The organism is Halioxenophilus aromaticivorans (assembly GCF_042850945.1).
In the GTDB taxonomy this organism is placed as follows: Bacteria; Pseudomonadota; Gammaproteobacteria; order Pseudomonadales; family Cellvibrionaceae; genus Halioxenophilus; species Halioxenophilus aromaticivorans.
Window position 1 is genome coordinate 5,885,992 of the sequence record NZ_AP031496.1, and the last position, 23,636, is coordinate 5,909,627.

Here is a 23,636-nt window from a genome sequence, read left to right on the forward strand (position 1 = left end):
ACCAGGATGACGACCATGCCATTTGATTATGTGGTGGTTGGCGCGGGCTCGACCGGATGTGCCGTCGCCAACCGCCTGTCGGAGAGCGGCGGCTATTCAGTGCTGCTGCTCGAAGCCGGCCCGGAGAGCCGGCGCAACCCTTTCGTGAACATGCCGCTGGGTTTCCTGCAGTTGATGTTCAGCCGCCGCTACAACTGGCAGTTCAATACCGAACCGCAGCGACATATGTACGACCGGGCACTGTTCCAGCCCCGGGGCAAGATGCTCGGTGGTTCCAGCGCCATGAACGCGCAGGTCTATATCCGCGGGCATGCCCGGGACTACGACGAGTGGGCACGGCTGGGGTGCAACGGGTGGTCGTACGCCGAGGTGCTGCCCTACTTCCGACGATCTGAACATTTCGAGCCGCAATGTACGCCGGGTGAGGCAGAATTTCATGGTCGGGGTGGTCCGCTCAATGTGGCCGAGCGTCGCTATACCAATCCGCTGAGCACGGCGTTTGTCGAGGCGGCGACCCAGGCAAAGTACCGGCTCAATACCGATTTCAACGGCAGTGAGCAGGAGGGCGCGGGCTTCTACTACGCCTACCAGAAAGACGGCACACGCTGCAGCAACGCGCGGGCCTATCTCGAACCCGCCACGGCGCGTTCCAACCTGACTGTCCGCAGCAGCGCGCAAGTCACCCGGGTGCTACTCGAAGGCACCCGCGCCATCGGTGTCGAATACCGCGATGCAACAGGGCTGACGCAGGTTCGTGCCCGGCGCGAAGTTGTGCTCTGCGGCGGCGCGTTCAACTCGCCGCAACTGCTGATGCTATCCGGGATCGGTCCGCGGGAGGAACTGTCCAGACATGGCATTGAAGTGCGCCATGCGCTGGAGGGCGTCGGGCAGAATCTCCAGGACCATATCGACGTGTTCGTGCGCGTCAGCGCCCGCAGCCGTCAAAGCATCTCAATGCATCCGAGCTACTGGCTCAAGGGACTGTGGGGTCTGCTGCAATACCTGAGTGGTCGGCGGGGTATACTGTCGAGTAACGGCGCCGAGGCCGGCGGGTTCATCCGCTCCCGGCCCGAGGAGCCGATACCCGACCTGCAACTGCACTTCGCGCCAATGCTGTACGACGATCACGGGCGGGACCTGAAGACCGCCATAAGCGGTTATGGCTACGCAGTTATGATCTACGGGCTCAGACCGTCGTCGCGCGGGCGTGTCGGTCTGCACAGTGCCGACCCGTTTGCGGCGCCGCTGATCGACCCCAACTACATGGCCGATTCCGTCGATGTCGAGCGACTGGTACGCGGGGTACATCTGGTGCGCGGAATCCTGGCGCAGCCGGCCTTTGCCCCACACCACGAGGTTGAGGTCTCGCCCGGGCCGGCGCTGCAGAATGACGACGACCTCGCCGCATGGGTGCGGCGCAGCGGTGAATCGGCTTATCACCCGGTTGGCACCTGCAAGATGGGTGTCGATCCGATGGCGGTGGTCGATCCGCGCCTGCGCGTGCATGGCCTGCAATGTCTGCGGGTGGTCGATGCCTCCATCATGCCGACGCTGGTCGGCGGAAACACCAATCAGCCGGCAACCATGATCGGCGAGAAAGGTGCCTCGATGATACTTGAGGATGCCGGGGAGACGGTCGGCTGAGCTCCGCACGCGGGCGTCACAGGGCGCGCAGTTGGCATCTGGACGTCTGGTCAATCTGATTCCAAAGAACAATAGACAGAGACAAACTATGGCAAACCAACAAAAAGAGACGACAGTCATCGTTGGCGGCGGGCACGCAGCAGGTGCGCTCCTGACAACCTTGCTGCAAAAGAAATATCAACATGAGGTGGTCCTGGTGGGCGAAGAACCACACCCACCCTATCAGCGGCCGCCCCTGTCCAAGAACTATCTGGCAGGAGAGGTTGATCAGGAGTCGCTGTACCTGAAGCCTCGCTCGGTGTACGAGAACGCCGGCCATCAGTTGCGTCTCGGTGTACGTGCCGAACAAATTGATCGGTACAACAAGACCATCAGCTTGTCGGGCCAGAGCACATTGAAATACGATCGACTGGTCCTGGCCACGGGGTCACACGTCCGACGCCTGAACGCACCCGGAGCCGACTTGAAGGGCATTTATTATCTGCACGACATAGCTGACTCGGATGCCCTGCGTGAAAAATTACTTCCGGGGAAGCGCCTGGTTATCGTGGGTGGTGGTTACATTGGCCTTGAAGTGGCAGCCAGTGCTACCAAAAAAGGCGTTAATGTCACGGTACTGGAAGCGGCCGGGCGTCTTATGCAGCGTGTGACAGGCCCGGAAATGTCGGAGTTCTTTTACGCCAAACACAGCAGCGCCGGCGTGGATCTGCGTCTGAACGCAGCGGTAACCAGTTTCGAAGCGGGCGACCAGGGGCATGTGGCTGGCGTGACGTTGGCGAGCGGCGGCACTGTACCGGCCGACATCGTGCTCGTTTCAGTTGGTGTCGTGCCGGAAACCGCTCTGGCAGAGGCCGCCGTCCTGCCCTGTGACGATGGTATTATTGTTGACGAGTTTACCCGTACCGAAGACCCCGCCATCCTGGCGATCGGCGACTGTACCCGCCACCGGAATCTTTTCTTCGAAAAGATGCAACGCCTTGAGTCTGTCGCCAACGCGGTTGATCAGGCCCGGACAGCGGCGGCGACTCTTATGGGCGAGCAGAAACCCTATGATAGCCCCCCATGGTTCTGGTCGAACCAGTATGACGTGCGCCTGCAGATGGTGGGTTTATCCCAGAGTCATGATCAGCGCGTGGTTCGCGGCAGCCCCGGGGATAAGGGATTTGGCGTGTTCTATCTCCGCGACGGCTGCGTCATTGCTGTTGACGCCGTCAATCTGCCCATCGCTTTTATGGTCGGTAAGACACTCGTTCAACAAAGCAGGAAGATCAAGCCAGAAATACTGAGTGATCCAAATATCGACCTGAAGTCTTTGGTGAGTGGTTAGTCCATAAACCTGAAATTGACGACCGGGTCCGACCTCAACAACCGCCACAGCACAACCAGCCTTGTACGCGGCTTTTAGCATCCTGATGGGCGGGGTGACTAGCCGCGTTACCCAGCGCCACCGCGCCAGGGAGTTTCTGGATTTTTTGTGACGGATCGACCGGGAAAGCCAGAAGGATCTGGATTTGCAGGTGATCCTGGATAACAGCTCGACTCATAAGACCCCGGAGGTCGAAACCTGGCGGGCCAAGTACCCTCGCTTCAAACCGCATTTAACGCCTACGAGCGCATCGTGGCTGAACGCCGCACTCTTTATCGAGTGCATTTTCTCCAGCGTTGGTGAGTTGAGATCAGCGATTAAAAAGTACATTAAGGTCCACAACAAAAAACGCCAAGCCGTTCCAGTGACATAAAAGCGCTGAAACTATTATGGAGGGTCTGATTAATTTATAATAAGCACGCGAATTAACCGAACGGGGCACCTAGTAACCTCGCGTTGCAGTTACCGAGGAAAACATGAACCTAATCTTATCCACAAAAAAGAATCGAGGGCTTTATCGGCCATTATGGGTAGAGGTGCCGATCACTCAATTCTTCATAAACCACATCGACCATTTGGTGTCGACCTCATGTTTTGGTTCAACTGAGAATGAGCTTTTTCATGTAGATGGATGGTGGCACCCAAGACAGGGCTTTTCAGACTGCAAGCTGCGAGCGATGTGTAGATCAAACACAGTAAGATTCCAGATTATTGAAGGTGCGCATCGAAAACCGATAGTTACGAGCGGTATTAATATTAAGACACTTGCTCGATTAAATGAAACTTACGGAACTACTGAAAAGGTTTTTTATAGTAAGGACGTGCCCGTCCTGATGGCCATATATTACTCGACTAAACGATGTGACATCCTTAAATGATGTATAATATTGAGGCTATATATCTAAGGCAGGTCTGAATAACCGCTGATTTTGCCCATTTTCCGCTATTTTGGCGGAAAATGGGCGCACTGGTCTTACGCAGCAGGTATTTTTTACCGATCAGCAGGTTGCTGAACGCGGTCAGTAAATGCAATGGTTGATGTTGGCATTTAAAAGCGATATGTGGCTCCGATCCCAACGATAGTGGGGTGTACTCTCACTTCTGCCTGAACAGGGGCTGCCCCCAAATTACCGGTGATATCTGTCTTAAAAGGCGCATATCTAATATCAAAATTTGCCGACCAGTTGTTATGCATGTTCCAGCGAAAACCAGCTTGAATCGCAGGGGCCCAGGTATCTTCGACGTCAAAATCGGTTAATGCGCGGTCCTTCTCATCTAAAAAGAGAATTCGTCCTACGCCCGCTCCAACGTATGGAGAGAAGTTGCTACCTGTCAAAACATGGTACTGAAGCGAAAGAATCAACGGTCCATAATCTGTTTGACCAAGAAAAAGCCCGGAGAGAGACCCGTCGCCTTGGAGGTCCGCACTAGCGGGAATGCCGCCAAAAACGTTAAATGCCAGCTGATTGTTCAGAAAATACGACACGTCGAATGAAACGGTCGTATCGTTGTTAATAGACAGGTTGGCATTCGGAACGGAGGCACCACCTGCAGAGGCTGAACGCAAATCTTCATCGGTTAGAACTCTGGTGGCGTTCAGCCCAATCACCCAGTCACCTCTGCTATAAACTGGCTCAGATTGAGCGTTCGCCAAGCTTGCGGTAACTGAAAGTAAGAAAAATGCTGCTAATGAGACTTTATTATTTATCTGATGTTTCATATTTTTTTATCCTTGTTGGTATTTATATGAATTAGATTTAACTAAAGTTACAATTTTCGCCAGAAAAATGACAAGTATTTGATGCTAGCTTGCCGGCCGATTGACTAACACTTCTCCATATTCAGAACGCAATTTGTTTTTTAACACCTTACCAGTGGCATTGCGTGGCAATGCTTCCACAAAAATCACGCGATCCGGGGTCTGCCACTTGGCGACTTTTCCCTGATAATGAGCAAGAAGTTCCTCCTCCGTAATATTTGCGTCGGGTATTTTTACTGCCAACAGGATCGGTCGTTCATCCCATTTATCATGGGAGGCCGCCACCACAGCAGCTTCATTGATGGCAGAATGGCCCATTGCGATTCCCTCCAATTCGACTGTCGATATCCATTCCCCACCAGATTTAATAATATCTTTTGAGCGGTCACGTATTGTCATAAACCCATCATCATTGATCGAAGCAACATCACCTGTCTCGAACCAACCGTCTTCCTCAAGAGTCTGATTTGGCTCAAAACCAAAGTAGTCGGCTACCACCCAATGACCACGGATACGGAGATTTCCCTGAGCAACGCCATCTTCGGGCAGTTGATGGCCGTCTTCTCCCACAATTTTGAGCTGCACCCCGTAGGGAGGCCGTCCTTGGCTTTCACGGATTTTATTTCTTTCTCCTTCTAAAAGGGTATCGTGTTTCGCCAGCAGTGCATTGACGGTTCCGATCGGTGATGTTTCAGTCATTCCCCATGCATGGACAACATCTACGCCGTACTTACCACGAAACTCTGACATCATTGAGGGAGGGCAAGCGCTACCACCTATCACCGTCCGTTTGAGCGTCTTTGCCGAGGAGCCAAGCTCGTCCAAAGCCGAAAGAAGTCCCTGCCAAATCGTGGGCACACCCAGCGCAATCGTTACGCTTTCTGAATCGATAAGCTTGACCAAACTTTGTCCATCCAGGCCGGGACCAGGCAACACCAGTTTGGCTCCAACCATCGCCGTAATGTAGGGTACCCCCCACGCATTTACGTGAAACATAGGAACAACCGGCATCACCACGTCCCGTGCCGATAAATTCAGTGCGTCAGGTTGAGCAGCTACCAGCGCGTGCAGAACGGTGGAGCGGTGTGAATAGAGCACCCCTTTGGGATTTCCAGTGGTGCCCGATGTATAGCAGAGGCTTGAAGCCTGGTTTTCGGCGATTTCAGGCCAATTCGCGTTAGGCGTTCCTCGCTGGAGAAACTCTTCATAAAACAACAATCCTGGAAATTGCGCTGCAATTTCTTCGTCCGGTTCGGACATCAATACAAATTCCTCAACCGTCTCCAGTCGGTCACGGATATTTGAAACAATCGAAAGGAACGTTTTGTCAAAGAATATGGCTTTGTCTTGAGCATTGTTGATAACGTAAACGAGTTGTTCTGGAAACAGTCGCGGGTTAATGGTGTGACACACCATCCCGCCACCAGAGATGCCAAGATAACATTCCAGGTGCCCCACGTTATTCCAACAAATGGTCGCGCACCGATCCCCCTGGACATAGCCTGCCGTTCGAAGCGCCGACGCAAGTTGTCGCGACCGCCTCGAAACAGTTGCCCAGTCAGATCGACTGGGATTTCCATCCGTTCCTATCGACACAATCTCAGCGTCTCCATGGTAGCGAGCAGCATGGTCGATCAAAGAATTCACGGTGAGTTCTACGTTCATCATTTTGCCAAGCACGTTTATCTCCTCTCCATTTCTACTGCTCGTGGGACGGAATAGTTGGCGTCAGTAGTGTCCGCGGTGGGCGTGGGCGTCATAACCCGAGCCTGAACCGTGACATTTCCCAGGAGGATGTCGGCTGCATTTTCGGCAATCATCATGGTGGGTGCGTTGGTGTTACCGGCAACCAAACTGGGCATTATCGAAGCATCGACGACTCTAAGCCCTTCAATGCCTCTGACTTTCAACTCTGGATCAACGACTGACTCCGGATCCACGCCCATACGGCAGGTGCCAACGGGGTGGTAGATAGTCTCTGCATTTTCCCGGATGAAGTCCGCAATCTGATCGTCCGAGGACACAGAGTTTCCGGGCATGACTTCTCGCTTACTATGCAAAGCCATTGTCGGTGCCGCGAGTACTCGTCGCCCGAATTTAACGGCGGAAATCATTGTCTTGATGTCTTCGGGGTCACTCAGATAATTGGGCTGAATCAACGGATCGGCTAATGGATCAGGGCTTTTCAGTCCAATAAAACCCCGGCTTTTGGGCAGCAGATCGCAAATGTGTAAGGTGTAGCCATACCCGGTCATCACTTTTCGCCCATGATCCTTCAAAAAAGTTGGCAAAAAATGGAATTGCACATTCGGTCGTTCACACGAAGGGCTGGATTTAACAAAGCCTCCTGCCTCGGCTACATTACTGGTGAGAAACCCGCGTCGCGCAAAAATATAGGAAAAAAGTGCGCTCACTCCCCGAAGCAGGAAGCTGGGGGCAACACCAATAGGCAAACGTGAGTTCGCCGCGTGCATCAGCGTAATATCCAAATGATCGACCAGATTCTTGCCCACCTCAGGAAGGTGATGGACCAGAGGGATTCCGTGTTTCCGAAGCTCTTCGCGATCACCGATTCCGGAAAGCAAAAGTAGCTGTGGTGAATTAACCGCCCCGCCGGACAAAATGACTTCACCGCCATTATTGAGTCTGAGCTGGCGATATTCGCCCCCTTGGTTCAGTGTCACCCCAACCGCCCGCTGGCCATCCATTACCACCCGGGTTACCCGAGCGTCCGTTAGCACATCGAGGTTAGGCCGTTTCTCTGCGCCACGCAGAAACGCCTGCGCCGAACTCCAGCGCCGACCATTTTTTTGTGTCACCTGGTAGGGGCCCAGTCCCTCTTGCGTTTCGCCATTGAAATCCGTGTTCACCGGGACATCCACATGGGAAGCGGCGCGAACAAAATCCCGACTTAACGGATTGACCGATCTCAGATCGCTTACGCTGAGTTCACCGCCCTTGCCGTGGTAAGCATCCGGTCCGAAACGTTCGTTATCTTCCAGTCGGCGAAACAATGTTAATGCGCGGTCCCATCCCCAAAGGTCGGTTCCGGCAGCCTGACCCCAGTGTTCATAATCGGCTTTGTGGCCCCGGATGTAGACCATGGCGTTGATGGAGGAGGAGCCGCCAAGAGTTTTACCCCGGGGCCAGAACAGACGGCGCCCCTTGAGATGTTCCTGAGGCTCGGTTTCGAAGGCCCAGTTCACCTGCTTGCTATTGGCAAGAAGTGCAATACCCACAGGCATATGTATGAGCGGGCTCTTATCCTTTGGCCCTGCTTCAAGTAACGCTACTCGCTTCGAGGGATCGGCAGTCAGTCGGTTAGCCAATACACAGCCAGCCGACCCGGCGCCAACAATAATGTAATCGTACATAGTGACTCTCTTGTTATTGGATTATGCTCAGCCCAGAATACGAACAGCAGCATCTATGAGCCGCCGGACCCAGCGTGTATAGGGAGGAAAAAGCAGGTGGATGAGAGAATGCTTATCCTCCATCAGCGCCTTTTCATGGGAAAAAGCGCGGAAACCGTATTCACCGTGGGATGCCCCTATTCCAGAATTATTCACTCCGCCAAAAGGCAGGTCCGGATGCAGGAAGTGCACGACTGTAAGGTTAATCCCTGCAGCGCCGGAACTCGTTCGTTCGATAATATTTCTGGCAAAAGACTTGTTCTGGTCGAATACGTAAAGCGCCAGTGGCTTGGGGTTATCGTTGATTTTGTTGATAACTGAATCAATATCATCGAACTCAATAACCGGTAATATCGGGCCGAATAACTCCTCACGTGAGATATCCATGTCGCTGGACATATTTGCAATCAACGTCGGCGCAATGAAATTTTCTTCAGCATCTGTAATACCGCCTTCAAAGACGTTTGCGCCTTTGCTTTTGGCATCTTCTATCAGGCTTGACACGCGCTGGAAATGACGGGCATTTACAATCCGGCAATAGTCAGGCGTCGATTGCCGGGCTTCCGGCGTTTTCCCGTAGATGCGCCCGATTTGCTGTTTAAGTGCTTCATTGAATGGGGCTGCAATGCTTCTGTGTACAAAAACATGGTCCGGAGCGATGCAGGTCTGGCCATTATTGGCAAACTTCCCCCAGACAATGTATCGGGCAGCCTTCTTGATGTTGGCATCCGGGCCTACAATGGTCGGGGATTTTCCCCCCAGTTCCAGTGTCACCGAGGAAAGGTTCCTGGCCGCAGCCTCCATGACCAGCTTGCCGACCGCAGGGCTGCCAGTGAAGAATATGTGGTCGAAGGGCAGGGCCAACAGTTTCTGGGCTACAGCGGCATCGCCTTCAATCACCGAAACAAGATCGGGGGGGAAGGTTTCGGCGACAATGTTGGCAATCACCTTTGAGGTGTGGGGTGTCATTTCCGAGGGTTTAATGATGGCTCCGTTCCCCGCAGCCAACGCTGAGACGAGAGGTCCGAGCGCAAGATTGAGAGGATAATTCCATGGCGCGATAATTAAACACACACCCTTTGGCTCTGGCCGAACATAAGACCTCGTACCCCAAACACCAATGGATGCAGCCACTCGCTTCGGACGCATCCATTTACGCAAGTGTTTTTTAGTGTGTCGAATTTCCTGAAGCACCGGCAGGAGTTCAGTTAATTTGACTTCTGGAGCGGGTTTTCGAAAGTCCGCCGCGCAAGCCGCAATGATGTTTGATTCGTAGCGTTTAATTGAATCCCGCAGCTGGTCGAGCTGCGCTATTCGAGCCTCTAAGGTAAAACTTCCGCGACGCGCAAGTTGTGCCCGCTTTAGGGCCGCGAACGTTGAATCAATCGTATCGCTGGTTGACACATTGGGCAGCCCAACCTCCGCCAGACTAGCAATCTGCATTATAAAATCACCTCTTTCCGAACGAGACTGTTGTTATTTTAAATCGGATTATTAGTCTTCATAGAGGACATAGTCCTCTTTTGTGGCACCACAGTCCGGACAGCACCAATCGTCTGGAATATCTTCAAAACGAGTGCCGGCAGGGAAGCCTTCGGCTTCATCTCCGAGAGCTTCATCGTAGATATGGCCGCAAGTGATGCAGACCCACTTCCGATAGGTATCTTTTTGAGTCGAGTCTTTGGGCGATTTTGAAGAGGTAGGCTTCGGTTTCGCTTTGGGCTTTGTTTTATTTTTAGCTGAAGGAGTAGATGCGTCCGTTGCTTTCTGCGATGCTCCCTCGGTCTTAGCTTGGCTGGCAGTACGGACCGCTATATTGGTTGCGGACACCGAAAGTTCCGAGTTCGCTTCTTGAAGCGCAACGAAGTCAACCTTATCCCTGACGGCACAGTCTGGACAGGACCAGTCTTCAGGAATTTTTTCCCAGGTCGTTCCTGCAGGAAAGCCTTCGTGCGGATCACCAACCACTTCGTCGTATACATAACCACAATCCGGGCATTGATGTTTAGCCATTTAAAGCACCTTTCAAACGATATTATTGTCTTTGTTTTGGTAGCGCCCGACGCGCACCCTCTTTCAGGTGCACGTCAGAGGCTCTTTTTCTGCAACGTAAATAAAGTAAACGACGTATATAAGTTCTAATTAGCCGATCATTTAGACGCTGCGGTATCGACTGATTCAGAATCAGTCCCACCAAATTTACGCACATAGAATTCACGCTTGCCGGGTTGAATCTGAATCTTATCGAGATCTCCTTTAGCCCAATCCAGCACCCGGTGGTCCATTATCGACCGAAACCATGAGGGAAACATTGCGGCCAGGAACATTCCGGGATATCCCGATGGTAAGGAAGGCAGGTCTTTGAAGTCGCGAAGCGATTGATAGGACCTTGTAGGATGGGCGTGATGGTCGGAATGTCGTTGCAAATGAAACAGAATCAGGTTCGACATAATATGGTTTGAGTTCCATGAGTGGTGCGGTTGTTGACGCTCATAACGTCCATCCGACATCTTCTCGCGCAGCAATCCGTAATGCTCAATGTAGTTGGCGCTGGTCAGCTGCCACCAGCCAAAGGCCATTTGAATGGGCAAAAAGATCAGCATTAACGGGCCAAAAAACGCCAGCAATCCCGCATAAAGCACAGCGGTCAAAATCATAGGCTGAAGAACTTCGTTCTCCAGGCTCCAGACACTTTTTCCACAACGACTGAGGCGCTGTTCCTCTAAATCCCATGCCCGCTTGAAAGCACCGGGAATTTCACGCAGTGAGAATGAGTAAATGGACTCGCCCATGCGGGATGTCGCCGGGTCCATCGGCGTAGCCACATCACGGTGATGCCCCTTATTGTGCTCAATGAAGAAATGACCATATCCGACCACGGCGAGGACAAGCTTCGCCATCCAACGGTCAAACGTTTCTTTTTTATGGCCAAGTTCGTGGCCTGTGTTCAGAGCCAGGCCATTCACGATTCCCAGGGAAAGGGCCAATGCCAGAAACTCGAAAACACTCATTGGTTGCGTGGATACCCACCAGGCACTGACAATCAAGGCGGCATAGTGAATAGGAACCGTCAAGTAGGTCAGTACCCGATAGTAACGATCCTGTTCAAGCCGAGGCACAGCCGACTCGGGGGGGTTGGAAAAATCCTCTCCAAACATGGCATCAATCAAGGGAACTGCGCCATACCAAAGGATCAACACCAATCCGTACCAGATGCTCCATCCGGTCTGGGCGACCAGATAAAGGCCTATAAGAGGTGTTGCTGGCCACAGCACAGAAAGGATCCACAGGTGGCGCTTTCTGTCCACATAGTTTTCGGCACCAGGGTCCCTTTGAAGGGACTCTGTTAGTACATTTTCTGACATTGACATGAGGATCACCTTATTGTTATTAGATTCATCATCTTTTTACATATTGTATTGTTTTGCATCGCGCACAACGGGCCACTCAGATGAGCGGGCCGGTTGTACGCAGTTACAGGATTGGCTATAAGTTGGGGTCAAACAACTACCCGAACGGGTAGGTTTGGCGCCGGATAACGGTCGATATACGTCATGCCCTGGCGCGCTCGCGTTCCGGGCTGGCAAAGCGGGAGACTTGACTGTCATGACACACCATAGCCTGGAAGACTGGTGTCGAAGGATGTCCGGCCGGATGTGGGGTCGTCAGCGCTTCATCACTCAAGGCTGTACAGACCGCCAGCGCCTGGGTGCTTCTGCGACGCCTGAGGCAAAAGTCGTTCTGTACCGGGCTCCGCCGGGCTACGGAAAATCTGTACAGGTCGCCCTGGCAGCAAACCGTCGTGATCCGGAACACGAGAGCGCCGTCTATATCAATGGACGATCCTACCCGGACCCGCGCGAAGTCACTGACAGCCTGTTTGCGGCGTTGGTTTTATACCAGATTGAAGGACCTGAATCCCGGGAAGCGCTGAAAAGTGACACTGACACCATCGAAGCGCTTCGGGACGCCTTGTTCAATGCAAGAAAGACCATAAGAATTTGCCTTGACGGGCCCGGTGAAGGGGCGGATAACGGGGATCTGATTGAGGATCTGATCTGTGAAACACCGGACAATGTAAAATTTTTTATTGCGCCCGGCAGCGCCGGGGCATTGCCGCGTTTGTCGCTGATGACGGGTGTTGTGACCTATGGTGCTGATGAGCTTGCCTTTACAGAAGAGGACCTAAAGGAGCCGGAGAAGCTTGGTGAGGTAACGGGTATAGGTGGCTCCGAAGCAGGCAACATTATACAAGCCACGGGCGGATGGCCCGCACTCGTCAGACTGATGCGCCAAACCCCGAACCCGGACCTGCCTCCCGAATCCTGGCCGGAAACCCGCTCGTATTTCAGGGACAATCTCTTGTCCGTGCTACCCAGACATGCGCGAAGGTTTGTTTGCAACGCCGCGATGCTCGAGGAGGTCAGCGCGGAGTGCTATGACTATGTCTATAAAACGCAGCAGGCTGATCAGGAAATTTCGTTTGTTAACGAAAAATTTGCACTTTTAGCCCCCACCGTTTCCTCCGGCGAGCGCCTGGCCATGCACCCTGTGCTGAGAGGGTATTTGCGTAGTGTGTTTAATGCCACTCAACGGGAGCGTCGTTCGTATGTACTGAAACGCGTTGCGTTCTGGCATTGGCGCAGGGGAGAGTACCTCCATTCAATCAACGTCGCCCTGGAGGCTAGTGACCATCGGTGGGCGCGCGTGGTCAGTGACAGCATCATACTGGACGTGGCGCTCCGGCAAGGTGAAATTGAAGTGCTTCGCACGTGGTTTGAAAAGGTGCCGGTCCGCACGATAAAAAAAATCGCTTCCTTAGGCATAGGATATGCCTGGACCCTGTATTTCAGCCAGCAGGCGCGGCAGGCAGAGGAAATGCTGGCCAGTTCGGACCATCCGATTTCCAGGGGGCTGGGCAACCTTGATGAGGAAGGCTGGCGGGAACTGGTTAACGCAATAGGTAAAGCGACCCAGGATGAATTGCTGGAAAGCGAGACTCTTTGTCAAAAATGGATTGATTGTTTTGGTGAGCGCAACATGGTTGGTAAGGGTGCAGCGCTTACGTGCCAGGCATTCATCGCTTCTAGTGGCCGCCGCTTTGACGATTTAGAACGACTTTTGCATAGAGCGGCTGTGGCTAATCAGTCCTCCAATCAGCATTATGCTTTTATTTGGCTTAAAACTGCGGAGATCCAGGCGGAACTGTTTAAAGGTAATATCGTCCGAGCAATGAGCCTGTTGCGTCAAGCCAACAAAATTGCAGAAAAGATTGAGGTGCCAAAAACGTTTTTAAGTAAGATGTTTGGTTCCCTTGAGTTACAAATCCTGCACGAACAGAACCATCATCTGGTTACCCACGATTCTGCAAAGGCATCGTTCAATTTCGCGTTAAATTACGGCGTCACAGATGTCCTGTGGGGGTGTACGCATACCTACAGTAGCTTTCTGTACCATGAAGGATTCCGGGATCAAGGCATGGCCGTATTAGAACAAACTCGCCTAGCCGCCTGCGAACGGGATCTCCCTCGCCTCAACATTCTGATTAGAGTTCAGTTAGCTGAGTTTATTCTTATAAACAACGAAGAACTGGGTCCACCCATACTCCCTGATGAATGTGAGCTGACATTCCTGCCAAATCAGAACCAAGCCATTCGGGCACGTATTGCCCTAATAAACTCAATGTATAGATTAAGGCTTGGGAAACAGTTTGGTGTTGCCGAAAAATATGCCAAACAAGCATTACAAAGCGCCAGTGCAATTTCAGACGCTAGAACTAAGGTCGCCGCCCAATATTGCCAGGCAGTGGCAGCCTTTGCCCTCGGTTCGTCAAAAGTAGCGAAGCGCACGATTCTTGATGCCAACCTACTTTCTGAACATCTGAATTGTCACTTTACACGGCTCTGGATCAAAGAAGCGCTGCTTTCTCTTAGTCCGATTGCTCAGGATTTTTTTGATGAGTTGCCGGACGACTCCGGGACGATAGCTACAAAGGAACTCGAGCTCAAAACAGAGGACTCCAGCGCACCTCCGATACCAGACAATGGCCACTCAGCGATCACAATAAAGCAGATTTCCCTGTTGAAATGTGTAAGCAACGGAATGACTAACAGAGAGATCGCTGAACGGCTTCTTGTGACGGAGGATACCGTCAAATGGCATATGAAGAAGATTTTCAGCGAACTTAAAGTAACCAACCGGGTTCAGGCAGTCACTGAAGCTCGACTGCGCGGGCTTTTATAGTGCTACAAAAACAAAAGAGGAATCGAACGAGTATGCAAAAAATTGTTATCGTTGGTGCTGGAATAGCCAGCCTGACCGCTGCGGAAGCTCTTCGCCAGAATGGATTTGAAGGAAAAATTACGATTCTTGGCGAGGAAAACACGTTACCTTACCAACGTCCCCCATTGTCCAAGGCCTACCTGACATCGGACGAGTTACCCTCACCAACTCCGATCCGTTCTCCAAATTTCTTTCGGGACAATAACATTGAGTTTGAACAAGGCTGCGAAGTAACAGCGCTTGATCGAACCGCAAAACAAGTGGTTATTCAAGGCGGCAGGAAAGTCCAGTACGATATCCTGATTTTGGCAACGGGGGCTAGGCCACGCCCTATTGACTTACCCGGCGAAAATTCAAAAAATGTTTTCTATCTCAGGAATTTCGATCATTCCGCTGCATTGCGTAATGCCTTGTCAGCTCCTGAGCATAAGAAGGTTGCCATCCTTGGCGCGGGCGTTATCGGGCTCGAAGTGGCCTCCGCTGCCAATCTACTGGGAAAACAGGTTTCTGTGTTTGAGGCCAGTAGTCGAGCGATGTGCCGAGTGGCTTCGCCATTAACAACGAATTTTGTCACGAATCGTATGGCCTTGGACGGCGTATCCTTCTGCTTTAACGCTTGCGTTAATCAGATCCTCTCCGAAGAAGACCGAGTTTCCGGTATCCGATTGTCCGACGGCACAACCAAACCCGCCGATGTGGTAGTTATTGGCATCGGAGCTGTTCCCAATGCCGAGCTTGCGCAAGACGCAAACCTGAGTTGTGACGGTGGTATTTTAGTGGATAGCAACATGTGCAGCTCTGATCCAGACATATTTGCCATAGGAGATTGCGCAAAAGCCGTCAACCTTTCCACCAATACACCCATCCGAATAGAAACTATTCACAATGCCATGCTTCAAGCACAAATTGCTGCAGCCCATATCTGTGGCAAACCTTCTCCGCCTATCTCCCCTCCACGTTTTTGGTCGGATCTAAACGGAATGAAAGTCCAGTGTGTTGGAATCGCCACCGGATATGACCGGATTCAGCAGCGTCCCACCGAGAACGACAACGCCCGGGAATTTTGGCTCTTCTCTGGGGATCGGATGATAGCAGCTGAAACAGTTAACCTTCCCACCCGGCAGTCCAAGCTGTCTGAAGCTCTTTCAGAACGATGACCTGATCAGATCTGGCCGTTACTACAAACTTAAAAAAGACTGAATATTTTGAGGTGGACCCGATCAGTTGGGCAGCTTGAAGGTGGAGTTAAACTCTGATCCGGTTGCATTCCCAGCAAGGAAACCGTGACGGGACAGGACTACCTTCCGGATGGCCGGAGGGTACTCGAAGAGCGTGATCAGATTGTCCCAATGGTTGTGCCAGAGATGCAGGATGCCGAAGTCGACCTGACACTGGTGAGCTTCCCCGGAGTGCTGCACTCATTCACCAACCCGGACGCCAACAAGATCGCCGAGGAGTTCGGCATGCCGGTTGGTTATGACGAAGAGGCATCCTAAACGAAGTATTTGAAATTCCAAAGCTTTGGGGTTCGTTGCCAAATTTGGGAGAGAATCTTGATCCGGACACTGTGGATGCGATTTTGGAGGAAGCTGGAAAAATTGCCATTAGTGTCCTGGCGCCGTTGAATCGCCGTGCTGATGAGCAAGGTTGTAATTGGAAAGATGGAGAAGTGACAACGCCCGAAGGCTTCCGGGAAGCATACCAAACGCTTGTGGAAGGTGGTTGGAATGGTTTGGGTGGCAACCCGGAATTCGGCGGCATGGGCATGCCCAAGACCCTGGTGGCCCAGTTCGAGGAAATGATGCAGGGTGCCAGCATGGCCTTTGGTCTGGCCCCGATGCTGACCGCCGGTGCCTGCCTGGCCCTGGATGCCCACGGCAGTCAGGAGCTGAAGGAAAAATACCTGCCCAACATGTATTCCGGTGTCTGGTCCGGTGCCATGGACCTGACCGAGCCTCACGCCGGCACCGACCTGGGCATCATCCGTACCAAGGCCGAGCCCAATGATGATGGCTCGTTCAATGTCACCGGCACCAAGATCTTCATCACCTGGGGCGAGCACGACATGGCGGAGAACATCATCCACCTTGTGCTGGCCAAGCTCCCGGACGCGCCGAAGGGGCCGAAGGGTATTTCCCTGTTCCTGGTGCCCAAGTTCCTGGTGAACGAGGACGGCTCCCTGGGTGAGCGTAACAGCTTCAGCTGTGGCTCCATCGAGAAGAAGATGGGCATCAAGGGCTCCGCCACCTGCGTCATGAACTTCGACGGCGCCAAGGGCTGGCTGGTCGGCGAGGAGAACAAGGGCCTGGCTGCCATGTTCACCATGATGAACTACGAGCGCCTGGGCGTATGTTCGGCGACAATTAGGGTGACCGGTTGACGACAACTATCTTGGCCGGTTGGGTGTGACAATAGGTACTTTGTTTTCCACTTTGGAGCACAGAGTGCCGGGTCAACACATAACCAACCGACAAGAGGAGCTGTACATGCAGCATCGACAAGACGGCGCCAGCCAGGAAGTGGCGGCCGCTAAGGCAGGAATTTCCGTCCGCTCTGGACGACGCATCGAAAAATCAGGCGCACCTCGCATTCAAACCCAGAGAGATTGGCGCACACGCGAAGACCCGCTTAACGCGGTATGGAGTACCGAACTGGAGGTATTGCTTGAGCGGGAGCCGTCACTGACCGGCACGACCTTATTGGAATATCTGGAAGAGCATTACCCGGAACATTACGACCAGCGTGTTCTGCGTACCTTGCAGCGACGGGTCAAACAATGGAAAGCACTGAATGGCCCCGATCAGGATGTTATCTTCCGCCAGCAGGCGGCCATTGCACAGCAGGGTTTCTCTGACTTCACTCACCCTGACAGCCCGATCACTATCCAAGGGACGCCCTTAAAACACCTGCTGTATCAGTTCCGCCTGGCCTACAGCGGTTGGCGCTCGGTTACCGTGGTGCAGGGTGGAGAAAGCTATGCTGCTCTTGCTTGCGGGCTACAGCGAGCCTTGCAACAGGCCGGTGGCAGCCCGATTGAGCACCGCACCGACAGCTTAAGTGCAGCACGCAACAATCGACAAAATGTCTGGACCGACGCCTATGGCGAGTTATGTGCACACTATCGGATGCAGCCCACCCGCAATAACCTGGGGCAGTCACATGAAAACGGTGTGGTTGAGTGCGCCAACGGGTCGCTAAAACGTCGCCTGTCGCAGCAACTGAAGCTGCGCGGGCACCATGACTTTGACAGCATTGAGGCCTACCAAGCGTTCATTGATCAGGTGGCATCCAAACTCAATCGCCGCTCTCACTCGCGTTTTACTGAAGAGCAGCAGGCCTTACAGCCCTTACCTAGTCATGAGGCCGCCGATTACCAAACGCTGAATATCAAAGTCACACGCTCTTCGACCATAGAGGTCCGGCGCGTGGTCTACACCGTGCCCTCGCGGCTAATCGGTGAGCGCGTTCAGGTCAGGCTGCATCATGACCAGCTGGTGTTGCACATCGGGCAGCAGCAGGCACTAACGCTACCACGTATCTACCCTAAGCCAGGAGAGAGCCGTGCCCGCTGTATCAATTACAAGCACGTCATCCGCTCACTGGCGTCCAAACCTCAGGCGTTCCGCTACTCTCAGCTGCGCGATGATCTCTTGCCCGACGACAACTACCGCCAGCTTTGGCGTCATGCCGATCAGCAGCTGGAGGCTCGCGAGGCCTGTAAGTGGATCGTCACCGTACTCAGGCTAGCCTATGAATACGATGATGAGCAGGCGCTAGGGCAGGACTTGTTGGTTCACGCTAAAGCCGGCAAGTTCGCGACAATTACGGAGCTTCAGGCCCGCTACCTCACCAGCCATCAACCCACCTTGCAAGCCACCTCCACCCAGCATGAGCTGATTAGCTATGACGAGCTGCTGTCAACGATAACGGGCGATAGCCGGCTGCTAGATCTGGCGCAGGAGGTGGTGTTGTGAGCGATTCAGTCGCCCTGCTATTAAAAGAGCTGAAGCTGCCGGCCTTTGTTCGGCACTACCAGTCGCTGTGGGACACGGCTGTGGAGAAAAGCTGGTCCCACACCGACTACCTGGCGGCTCTATGTGAGTACGAGCTATCTGATCGTTATCAGCGCAGGACTCAAAAATGGATACGCGAAGCCAGGCTCGCAACCAGTAAAACCTTCACAGCCTTGGATAACAGCAGCTTGAGCAGACCCAATCAAGCGGTACTGGCCAAACTGCAACAAGATACAGACTGGGCGCACAACGCGGATAACGTCCTGCTGATTGGCCCCAGTGGTACCGGCAAAACCCACATAGCCAACGCTTTGGGTCACCGGCTTGTTGAGCAAGGAGTGCGCTGCAAGCTGTTTCCGGCCATCGCACTGGTTCAGCTCTTGCAGCAAGCCAAGCGGGATCTTGACCTGATGACGGCAGTGACCCGACTGGATAAATACCGGGTCATCATCATTGACGACATTGGCTATGTGAAGAAAACCGATGCTGAAACACATGTGCTGTTTGAGTTTATCGCCCATCGTTACGAAAGTGGCAGCCTGATCATCACCGCCAACCAGCCCTTCAGTGAATGGGATCAGATCTTCCCCGACAGCATGATGACAGTGGCAGCTGTCGATCGGCTAATACACCACGCGACAATTATCGAACTTGAGGGGGAAAGCTATCGAAAGCAGCACCAGTTAGCACAAGCAAAAAGCAGTAAAAGTAAAAGCACCTAACCGGCCATCATAGTTGTCGCGGGCCGGACAAGATAGTTGACGTCTAACAGGCGTAGGCATCCAGGGTATCGGTGCTGCCGAAGCTTCCCTGCAGAATGCCCGCGAATACGCCCTGGACCGTATCCAGAGCCGTGCCCCGACCGGTGCCCAGCAGCCCGAAAAGGCCGCTGACCCGATCATCGTGCATCCGGACGTGCGCCGCATGCTGCTGACCATGAAGGGCTATGTTGAAGGGGGTCGAGCCTTCTCCACCTATGTGGCCCAGTGGCTGGATATCTCCAAGTACGCGGATGACGACGAGCGTCGCAAGCACGCCGAAGGCATGGTGGCATTGCTGACTCCGGTAGCCAAGGCGTTCTTGACCGATCGGGGCCTGGAGGCCTGCATTCTTGGTCAGCAGGTGTTCGGTGGCCACGGGTTCATCCGTGAGTGGGGCCAGGAGCAGCTGGTTCGGGACTGCCGGATTACCCAGATCTATGAGGGTACCAACGGCATCCAGGCGCTGGATCTGATGGGTCGCAAGGTGGTTGGCAGCCAGGGCAAGTTGTACGAACTGTTTGCCCAAGACGTCACCAATTTCCTAGAGGAGAACAGTGGCGACGAGCAGCTGTGACCCTGACCCCGTATTAGGTCCACCCAGAGTTGGAAAAATCCGGCTCCAATTGCTTCTGTTTTTTTCGTGAAACCGCATGTTTCCTGGCGTAGTCCGAGGGCGTGGACCACTCCAATGCAGAATGGGGTCTGACTTGGTTATAGAACGTCCTCCACGCTTCGATTTTCTCCCTGGCATCGGCCAGTGACAAGAACCAATTTTCATTCAGACACTCCTGCCGGAGTCGTCCATTGAAGGATTCTACCGTTGCATTGTCGGTAGGCTTTCCGGGCCGTGAGAAGTCGATTTCGATGTTCCGCTCATAGGCCCAGCGGTCCATGACCTTTCCGGCAAACTCCGAACCGTTGTCGGTTTTGAGAACTTCAGGATTACCACGAAACCGTGCAATCGCAGTCAGGGCTTCTTGAACATCGTGCCCCTTCAGGCTCTGCCCAACCACAATGCCCAGGCATTCCCGGGTGAATAAGTCGATGATCGTCAGCAGGCGCAGCCTCCGGCCATCAAACAGCGCATCCGAGACAAAGTCCATCCCCCAGATGTGATTGGGATGGTTGGCTTGTTGAAGTGGCTGACGGTTCTTGGCTGCCTTGTTGCGCTTGGGACGCTTGAGGCGAAGCGACAACCCCTGGTTCCGATACAACCGGTAAACCCGTTTGTGGTTATCACGCCAGCCCTCTCGTTGGAGTTGGACATGCACACGCCGGTAACCGTAATGAAGCCGCGTGAGGGTGATCTCGCGTATCCTCATCGACAATGCCGATGAATCCCTCGCCACCGATTGGTATCGACAAGACGCCCGAGAAAACTGTAAGACCGCACACGCCTGGCGTTCGCTGACTCCGTACCGTGCTTGTAAGTCAGCCACCAGTTGGCGTTTACGAGGCGGTCTCAGAGCTTTTTTGCCACCACATCCTGGAGCATGGCCTTGTCCAGGCTCAAGTCGGCCACCAATTTCTTGAGGCGATGGTTTTCCTCCTCCAGTTGCTTGAGCCGCTTCAGCTCAGACGGGCCAAGGCCGCCATACTTCTTGCGCCAGTTGTAGAACGTGGCATCCGAGACGCCCATCTTGCGACAAACCTCGGGAACCGGGGTGCCCAGCTCGGCTTGCTTCAGGGCAAAGGCAATCTGCTCTTCGGTGTAACGGGATCGCTTCATGGCATGATCTCCTGCTCAGGGTTCTATCATGCCGGATTTTCCAGTTTTAAATGGACCTAAATTCTGGGGTAGGGTCAACCGTGCACCAGGAACTCATGCGTAAAGGGATGACCAAGCAGCTGTTGTGGGAGGAATACACAGCTCAGTATCCCAACCGCTGTTACAGCTACTCCCAGTACTGTGACCGTTACCGGCACTGGCTGAAGCAGCAGAAGCGCTCCATGCGCCAGACCCATAAGGCCGGTGAGAAGTGCTTCGTGGATTACTGCGGCCCGACCGTGCCGATCATCAACCCGCAGACCGGTGAGGTCCGCGCGGCTCAGGTGTTCGTGGCGGTGCTCGGTGCCTCCAACTACACCTATGCCGAAGCCACCTGGAGTCAGAGATTACGAGACTGGCTATCCAGTCACGTGCGCACCTTTGAGTTCTTCGGCGGCCTTCCGGAGATGGTTGTGCCGGACAACCTGCGCAGCGGTGTCAGCAAGGCCTGTCGGTACGATCCAGAACTGAACCCCAGCTACCAGCAACTGGACGAGCACTATCAGGTGGCCATCCTCCCGGCCAGGCCCTACAAGCCCAAGGACAAATCCAAGGCGGAGGTCGGCGTGCAAATTGTGGAGCGCTGGATCCTGGCCCGGTTGCGTCACCACACCTTCTTCACTCTCGCCGAAGCCAACCAGTGCATCCGGTCACTGCTTGAAGAGCTGAACAGCCGCCCGTTCCGGCGGCTGCCGGATAACCGGCAGACAGCCTTCGAGACACTGGATCAGCCAGCCCTGCGTCCCTTGCCGAAACAGCCCTATGAGTATGTCGAAATCCGGCGTTGCCGGGTCAATATCGATTACCACATCGAGTTCGACCAGCATCATTACTCGGTACCGCACCAGTACGTGGGCGAACAGGTGGAAGTCCATGCCAGCGATCATCTGGTGCAGGTCCACTTCCGGCAACGCCAGGTGGCAAGCCACCCACGGCGTCACAGACCGGGTACCACCACCGAAGCCGGTCATATGCCTGCCCGGCATCGCAAACAGCAGCAATGGACGCCCGGGCGTCTCAAGAACTGGGCCCGGGACATCGGGCCAGACACGCTGGCCTGGGTCAGTGATCGACTGAATGAACGGGAACACCCGGAGCAGGCCTACCGGGTCTGTCTCGGGTTACTCAACCTGACTCGGGAGTACCCTAGCCAACGTCTGAATGCCGGCTGCCGCATCGCCAATCGGGAAGGTCTGAACCGGCTGAAGCACATCAAGGCCATTCTCCGGAGCAACCGGGACAAGCTGCCGGAGCAGTTGCTCCTGAACGCCGAACTCCCTCAGCACCACGAGAACATCCGTGGCCCGAAGAGCTTCCACTAGGACATCACCCATGAGCACAACACAGACCCTGGCACGACTGAAAGACCTGAAGTTAGGCGGCATGGCTGCCGCCCTGGAACACCAACAAAACCAGCTGGGCACCTACGACGAACTGCCGTTCGCGGAGCGCCTGGAACTGCTACTGGACCGAGAGTTCCAGACCCGAGAGCACCGGAAACAGGACCGCCTGGTACGCCAGGCCCGCTTCAAACTCCGGGCCTCGATCCAGGACATCGACTACCAGCACCCTCGCAACCTGAAGAAAGCTCAGGTGGTCCAGCTGGCTCAGACCGACTGGTTGGAGCGCGGACAGAACCTGTTGATCACCGGCCCCTGTGGCAGCGGTAAAACCTACCTGGGCTGCGCACTGGGGCATCAGACTTGCCTGAACGGCCTCAGCACCCGGTATTACCGAATCTCCCGGTTACTGCTGGAACTGACTCAGGCCAAGGCTGACGGCACCTACCAGAAGACGCTGAACCAACTGGCCAAAGTAAAGTTGCTGATCCTGGATGACTGGGGGCTCGAAGCCCTGAAACCGGCACACCGGAACGACCTGATGGAGATCATGGATGACCGACACGGCACGCACTCGACCATGATCATAAGCCAACTGCCTACCGATCAGTGGTATGCCGCCATCGGTGATAACACCCTGGCTGACGCCATCCTGGACCGGCTCATGCACAATGCCCATCGCTGGGCTCTGAAGGGGGAATCGATGAGAAAACGACTTCAGGAAATTGACTGAACGTGAACACCCGGAGTACAAACTCCGGTGGGTGATGCGTTAAGAAAAAAGGTGTTCACCTTCAACCGGTATGGGTGTTCACGTTCGCCGGAATACGCAGGCGCCAGATAAGTGTCGAAGGAGCTGAAAGCCTGGGCACCTGCCCATTCATTTTGCAGGGTGCCGAGAAAGTTCACCATCTGGCCAATGGCGCTGGAGAGATGCCTGGGAGGCCCGGCTTCCACTTTTCCCGGCACGCCATTGAGCCCCTCGTGCAGCAGGGTTCGCAGGGACCAGCCGGCACAGTAACCGCTGAGCATGTCCAGGTCATGAATGTGCAGGTCTGCCTCACGGTGGGCCTGGCCGATTTCCGGGGTATACACCTCGTTCAGCCAGTAGTTGGCAATCACCTTGCCAGCCGTATTCAGAATAAGGCCGCCCAGGGAGTACCCCTGATTGGCATTGGCGTTTACCCGCCAGTCGCTGCGGTGCAGGTATTCACCAACAGTAGCGGAGATATTCAGCAAGGCCGGATCAACAGGGTGCGAAGTGGCGTGGGCAAACATCAGGTTCCTCCT

At 54.0% G+C, this 23,636-nt stretch carries 18 protein-coding genes and 2 pseudogenes; 12 read left to right on the plus strand and 8 right to left on the minus strand.

Annotated elements, in window-relative coordinates; genetic code table 11:
• Positions 1-15: 15 nt before the first annotated feature.
• The 3 genes from ACGHM3_RS25090 (at position 16) to ACGHM3_RS25100 (ending at position 3,383) form a co-directional block, all read left to right on the plus strand.
• The gene (locus tag ACGHM3_RS25090; protein ID WP_345426506.1) at positions 16-1,644 is read left to right on the plus strand and encodes a choline dehydrogenase; all 1,629 of its coding nucleotides are present in this window, start codon (positions 16-18) and stop codon (positions 1,642-1,644) included.
• A gap of 88 nt (positions 1,645-1,732) precedes the next feature.
• Positions 1,733-2,971 carry an FAD-dependent oxidoreductase gene (locus ACGHM3_RS25095; protein ID WP_345426504.1) on the plus strand — a complete coding sequence of 413 codons (1,239 nt, stop codon included), beginning with the start codon at positions 1,733-1,735 and terminating at the stop codon, positions 2,969-2,971.
• A gap of 190 nt (positions 2,972-3,161) precedes the next feature.
• Positions 3,162-3,383: an IS3 family transposase gene (locus ACGHM3_RS25100; RefSeq protein WP_390518278.1), complete on the plus strand. Its 222-nt coding sequence runs from the start codon at positions 3,162-3,164 to the stop codon at positions 3,381-3,383.
• Positions 3,384-4,058: 675 nt separating this feature from the next.
• Here the strand turns inward: ACGHM3_RS25100 and ACGHM3_RS25105 are convergent.
• From ACGHM3_RS25105 to ACGHM3_RS25130, 6 genes are all read right to left on the minus strand, one after another.
• Positions 4,059-4,730 (minus strand): OmpW family outer membrane protein, encoded by a 672-nt coding sequence (locus tag ACGHM3_RS25105; protein WP_345426502.1) that lies wholly within the window; start codon positions 4,728-4,730, stop codon positions 4,059-4,061.
• 84 nt (positions 4,731-4,814) lie between these two features.
• Positions 4,815-6,449 (minus strand): long-chain-fatty-acid--CoA ligase, encoded by a 1,635-nt coding sequence (locus ACGHM3_RS25110; protein ID WP_345426500.1) that lies wholly within the window; start codon positions 6,447-6,449, stop codon positions 4,815-4,817.
• Between the two features lie 2 nt (positions 6,450-6,451).
• A complete protein-coding gene (locus tag ACGHM3_RS25115) occupies positions 6,452-8,143 on the minus strand; it encodes a GMC family oxidoreductase (RefSeq protein ID WP_011784147.1) in 1,692 nt (563 codons plus the stop codon).
• A 27-nt stretch (positions 8,144-8,170) separates the two neighbouring features.
• The gene (locus tag ACGHM3_RS25120; protein ID WP_011784148.1) at positions 8,171-9,625 is read right to left on the minus strand and encodes an aldehyde dehydrogenase family protein; all 1,455 of its coding nucleotides are present in this window, start codon (positions 9,623-9,625) and stop codon (positions 8,171-8,173) included.
• Positions 9,626-9,676: 51 nt separating this feature from the next.
• Complete coding sequence (locus ACGHM3_RS25125) at positions 9,677-10,195, minus strand: rubredoxin (protein WP_011784149.1); 519 nt, start codon at positions 10,193-10,195, stop codon at positions 9,677-9,679.
• Between the two features lie 137 nt (positions 10,196-10,332).
• Positions 10,333-11,553: an alkane 1-monooxygenase gene (locus tag ACGHM3_RS25130; protein WP_011784150.1), complete on the minus strand. Its 1,221-nt coding sequence runs from the start codon at positions 11,551-11,553 to the stop codon at positions 10,333-10,335.
• A 283-nt stretch (positions 11,554-11,836) separates the two neighbouring features.
• On the opposite strand from ACGHM3_RS25130, the gene ACGHM3_RS25135 reads away from it, so the two are divergent.
• The 7 genes and pseudogenes from ACGHM3_RS25135 to ACGHM3_RS25165 all read left to right on the plus strand — a co-directional run bounded on the left by ACGHM3_RS25135 (position 11,837) and on the right by ACGHM3_RS25165 (position 19,812).
• The gene (locus ACGHM3_RS25135; RefSeq protein ID WP_345426491.1) at positions 11,837-14,425 is read left to right on the plus strand and encodes a LuxR C-terminal-related transcriptional regulator; all 2,589 of its coding nucleotides are present in this window, start codon (positions 11,837-11,839) and stop codon (positions 14,423-14,425) included.
• A gap of 32 nt (positions 14,426-14,457) precedes the next feature.
• Positions 14,458-15,621 (plus strand): FAD-dependent oxidoreductase, encoded by a 1,164-nt coding sequence (locus ACGHM3_RS25140; protein WP_345426489.1) that lies wholly within the window; start codon positions 14,458-14,460, stop codon positions 15,619-15,621.
• 192 nt (positions 15,622-15,813) lie between these two features.
• Positions 15,814-15,960: a hypothetical protein gene (locus ACGHM3_RS25145; protein WP_390517724.1), complete on the plus strand. Its 147-nt coding sequence runs from the start codon at positions 15,814-15,816 to the stop codon at positions 15,958-15,960.
• A pseudogene (locus tag ACGHM3_RS25150) lies at positions 15,954-16,814 on the plus strand (acyl-CoA dehydrogenase family protein); the annotation flags it as partial. The gene ACGHM3_RS25145 and the pseudogene ACGHM3_RS25150, both read left to right, overlap by 7 nt.
• A 136-nt stretch (positions 16,815-16,950) precedes the next feature.
• Complete coding sequence (gene istA, locus ACGHM3_RS25155) at positions 16,951-18,438, plus strand: IS21 family transposase (RefSeq protein WP_390517725.1); 1,488 nt, start codon at positions 16,951-16,953, stop codon at positions 18,436-18,438.
• Positions 18,435-19,199: an IS21-like element helper ATPase IstB gene (istB, locus tag ACGHM3_RS25160; RefSeq protein WP_390517726.1), complete on the plus strand. Its 765-nt coding sequence runs from the start codon at positions 18,435-18,437 to the stop codon at positions 19,197-19,199. The genes istA (ACGHM3_RS25155) and istB (ACGHM3_RS25160) overlap by 4 nt, the downstream gene beginning before the upstream one ends.
• Positions 19,200-19,311: 112 nt before the next feature.
• Positions 19,312-19,812 (plus strand): acyl-CoA dehydrogenase family protein, encoded by a 501-nt coding sequence (locus ACGHM3_RS25165; protein ID WP_345427240.1) that lies wholly within the window; start codon positions 19,312-19,314, stop codon positions 19,810-19,812.
• 13 nt (positions 19,813-19,825) lie between these two features.
• On the opposite strand, the gene ACGHM3_RS25170 is transcribed toward ACGHM3_RS25165, so the two are convergent.
• A protein-coding gene (locus ACGHM3_RS25170; RefSeq protein WP_345427037.1) for an IS3 family transposase occupies positions 19,826-20,967 on the minus strand; the annotation gives its coding sequence in 2 pieces (ribosomal slippage) (positions 19,826-20,715 and positions 20,715-20,967; 1,143 coding nt in all).
• 77 nt (positions 20,968-21,044) lie between these two features.
• Here ACGHM3_RS25170 and istA (ACGHM3_RS25175) point away from each other — a divergent pair.
• Together istA (ACGHM3_RS25175) and istB (ACGHM3_RS25180) are read left to right on the plus strand one after the other, a co-directional pair.
• A pseudogene (istA, locus tag ACGHM3_RS25175) lies at positions 21,045-22,328 on the plus strand (IS21 family transposase); the annotation flags it as partial.
• A 10-nt stretch (positions 22,329-22,338) separates the two neighbouring features.
• Positions 22,339-23,079 (plus strand): IS21-like element helper ATPase IstB, encoded by a 741-nt coding sequence (gene istB / locus ACGHM3_RS25180; RefSeq protein WP_345427039.1) that lies wholly within the window; start codon positions 22,339-22,341, stop codon positions 23,077-23,079.
• Here the strand turns inward: istB (ACGHM3_RS25180) and nrdD are convergent.
• Positions 23,064-23,624 (minus strand): anaerobic ribonucleoside-triphosphate reductase, encoded by a 561-nt coding sequence (nrdD, locus tag ACGHM3_RS25185; RefSeq protein ID WP_345427041.1) that lies wholly within the window; start codon positions 23,622-23,624, stop codon positions 23,064-23,066. The two genes, istB (ACGHM3_RS25180) and nrdD, sit on opposite strands and share 16 nt — an antisense overlap.
• Between the last annotated feature and the right edge of the window lie 12 nt (positions 23,625-23,636).

Excerpts from the sequence above, each read along its gene's own strand:
- ACGHM3_RS25090 (WP_345426506.1), top strand. The coding sequence starts at position 16 with ATGCCATTTGATTATGTGGTGGTTGGCGCGGGCTCGACCGGATGTGCC.
- ACGHM3_RS25095 (WP_345426504.1), top strand. The coding sequence starts at position 1,733 with ATGGCAAACCAACAAAAAGAGACGACAGTCATCGTTGGCGGCGGGCAC.
- ACGHM3_RS25105 (WP_345426502.1), bottom strand. The coding sequence starts at position 4,730 with ATGAAACATCAGATAAATAATAAAGTCTCATTAGCAGCATTTTTCTTA.
- ACGHM3_RS25115 (WP_011784147.1), bottom strand. The coding sequence starts at position 8,143 with ATGTACGATTACATTATTGTTGGCGCCGGGTCGGCTGGCTGTGTATTG.
- ACGHM3_RS25120 (WP_011784148.1), bottom strand. The coding sequence starts at position 9,625 with ATGCAGATTGCTAGTCTGGCGGAGGTTGGGCTGCCCAATGTGTCAACC.
- ACGHM3_RS25125 (WP_011784149.1), bottom strand. The coding sequence starts at position 10,195 with ATGGCTAAACATCAATGCCCGGATTGTGGTTATGTATACGACGAAGTG.
- ACGHM3_RS25130 (WP_011784150.1), bottom strand. The coding sequence starts at position 11,553 with ATGTCAATGTCAGAAAATGTACTAACAGAGTCCCTTCAAAGGGACCCT.
- ACGHM3_RS25135 (WP_345426491.1), top strand. The coding sequence starts at position 11,837 with ATGTGGGGTCGTCAGCGCTTCATCACTCAAGGCTGTACAGACCGCCAG.
- ACGHM3_RS25140 (WP_345426489.1), top strand. The coding sequence starts at position 14,458 with ATGCAAAAAATTGTTATCGTTGGTGCTGGAATAGCCAGCCTGACCGCT.
- ACGHM3_RS25145 (WP_390517724.1), top strand. The coding sequence starts at position 15,814 with ATGGTTGTGCCAGAGATGCAGGATGCCGAAGTCGACCTGACACTGGTG.
- istA (WP_390517725.1), top strand. The coding sequence starts at position 16,951 with ATGCAGCATCGACAAGACGGCGCCAGCCAGGAAGTGGCGGCCGCTAAG.
- istB (WP_345427039.1), top strand. The coding sequence starts at position 22,339 with ATGAGCACAACACAGACCCTGGCACGACTGAAAGACCTGAAGTTAGGC.
- nrdD (WP_345427041.1), bottom strand. The coding sequence starts at position 23,624 with ATGTTTGCCCACGCCACTTCGCACCCTGTTGATCCGGCCTTGCTGAAT.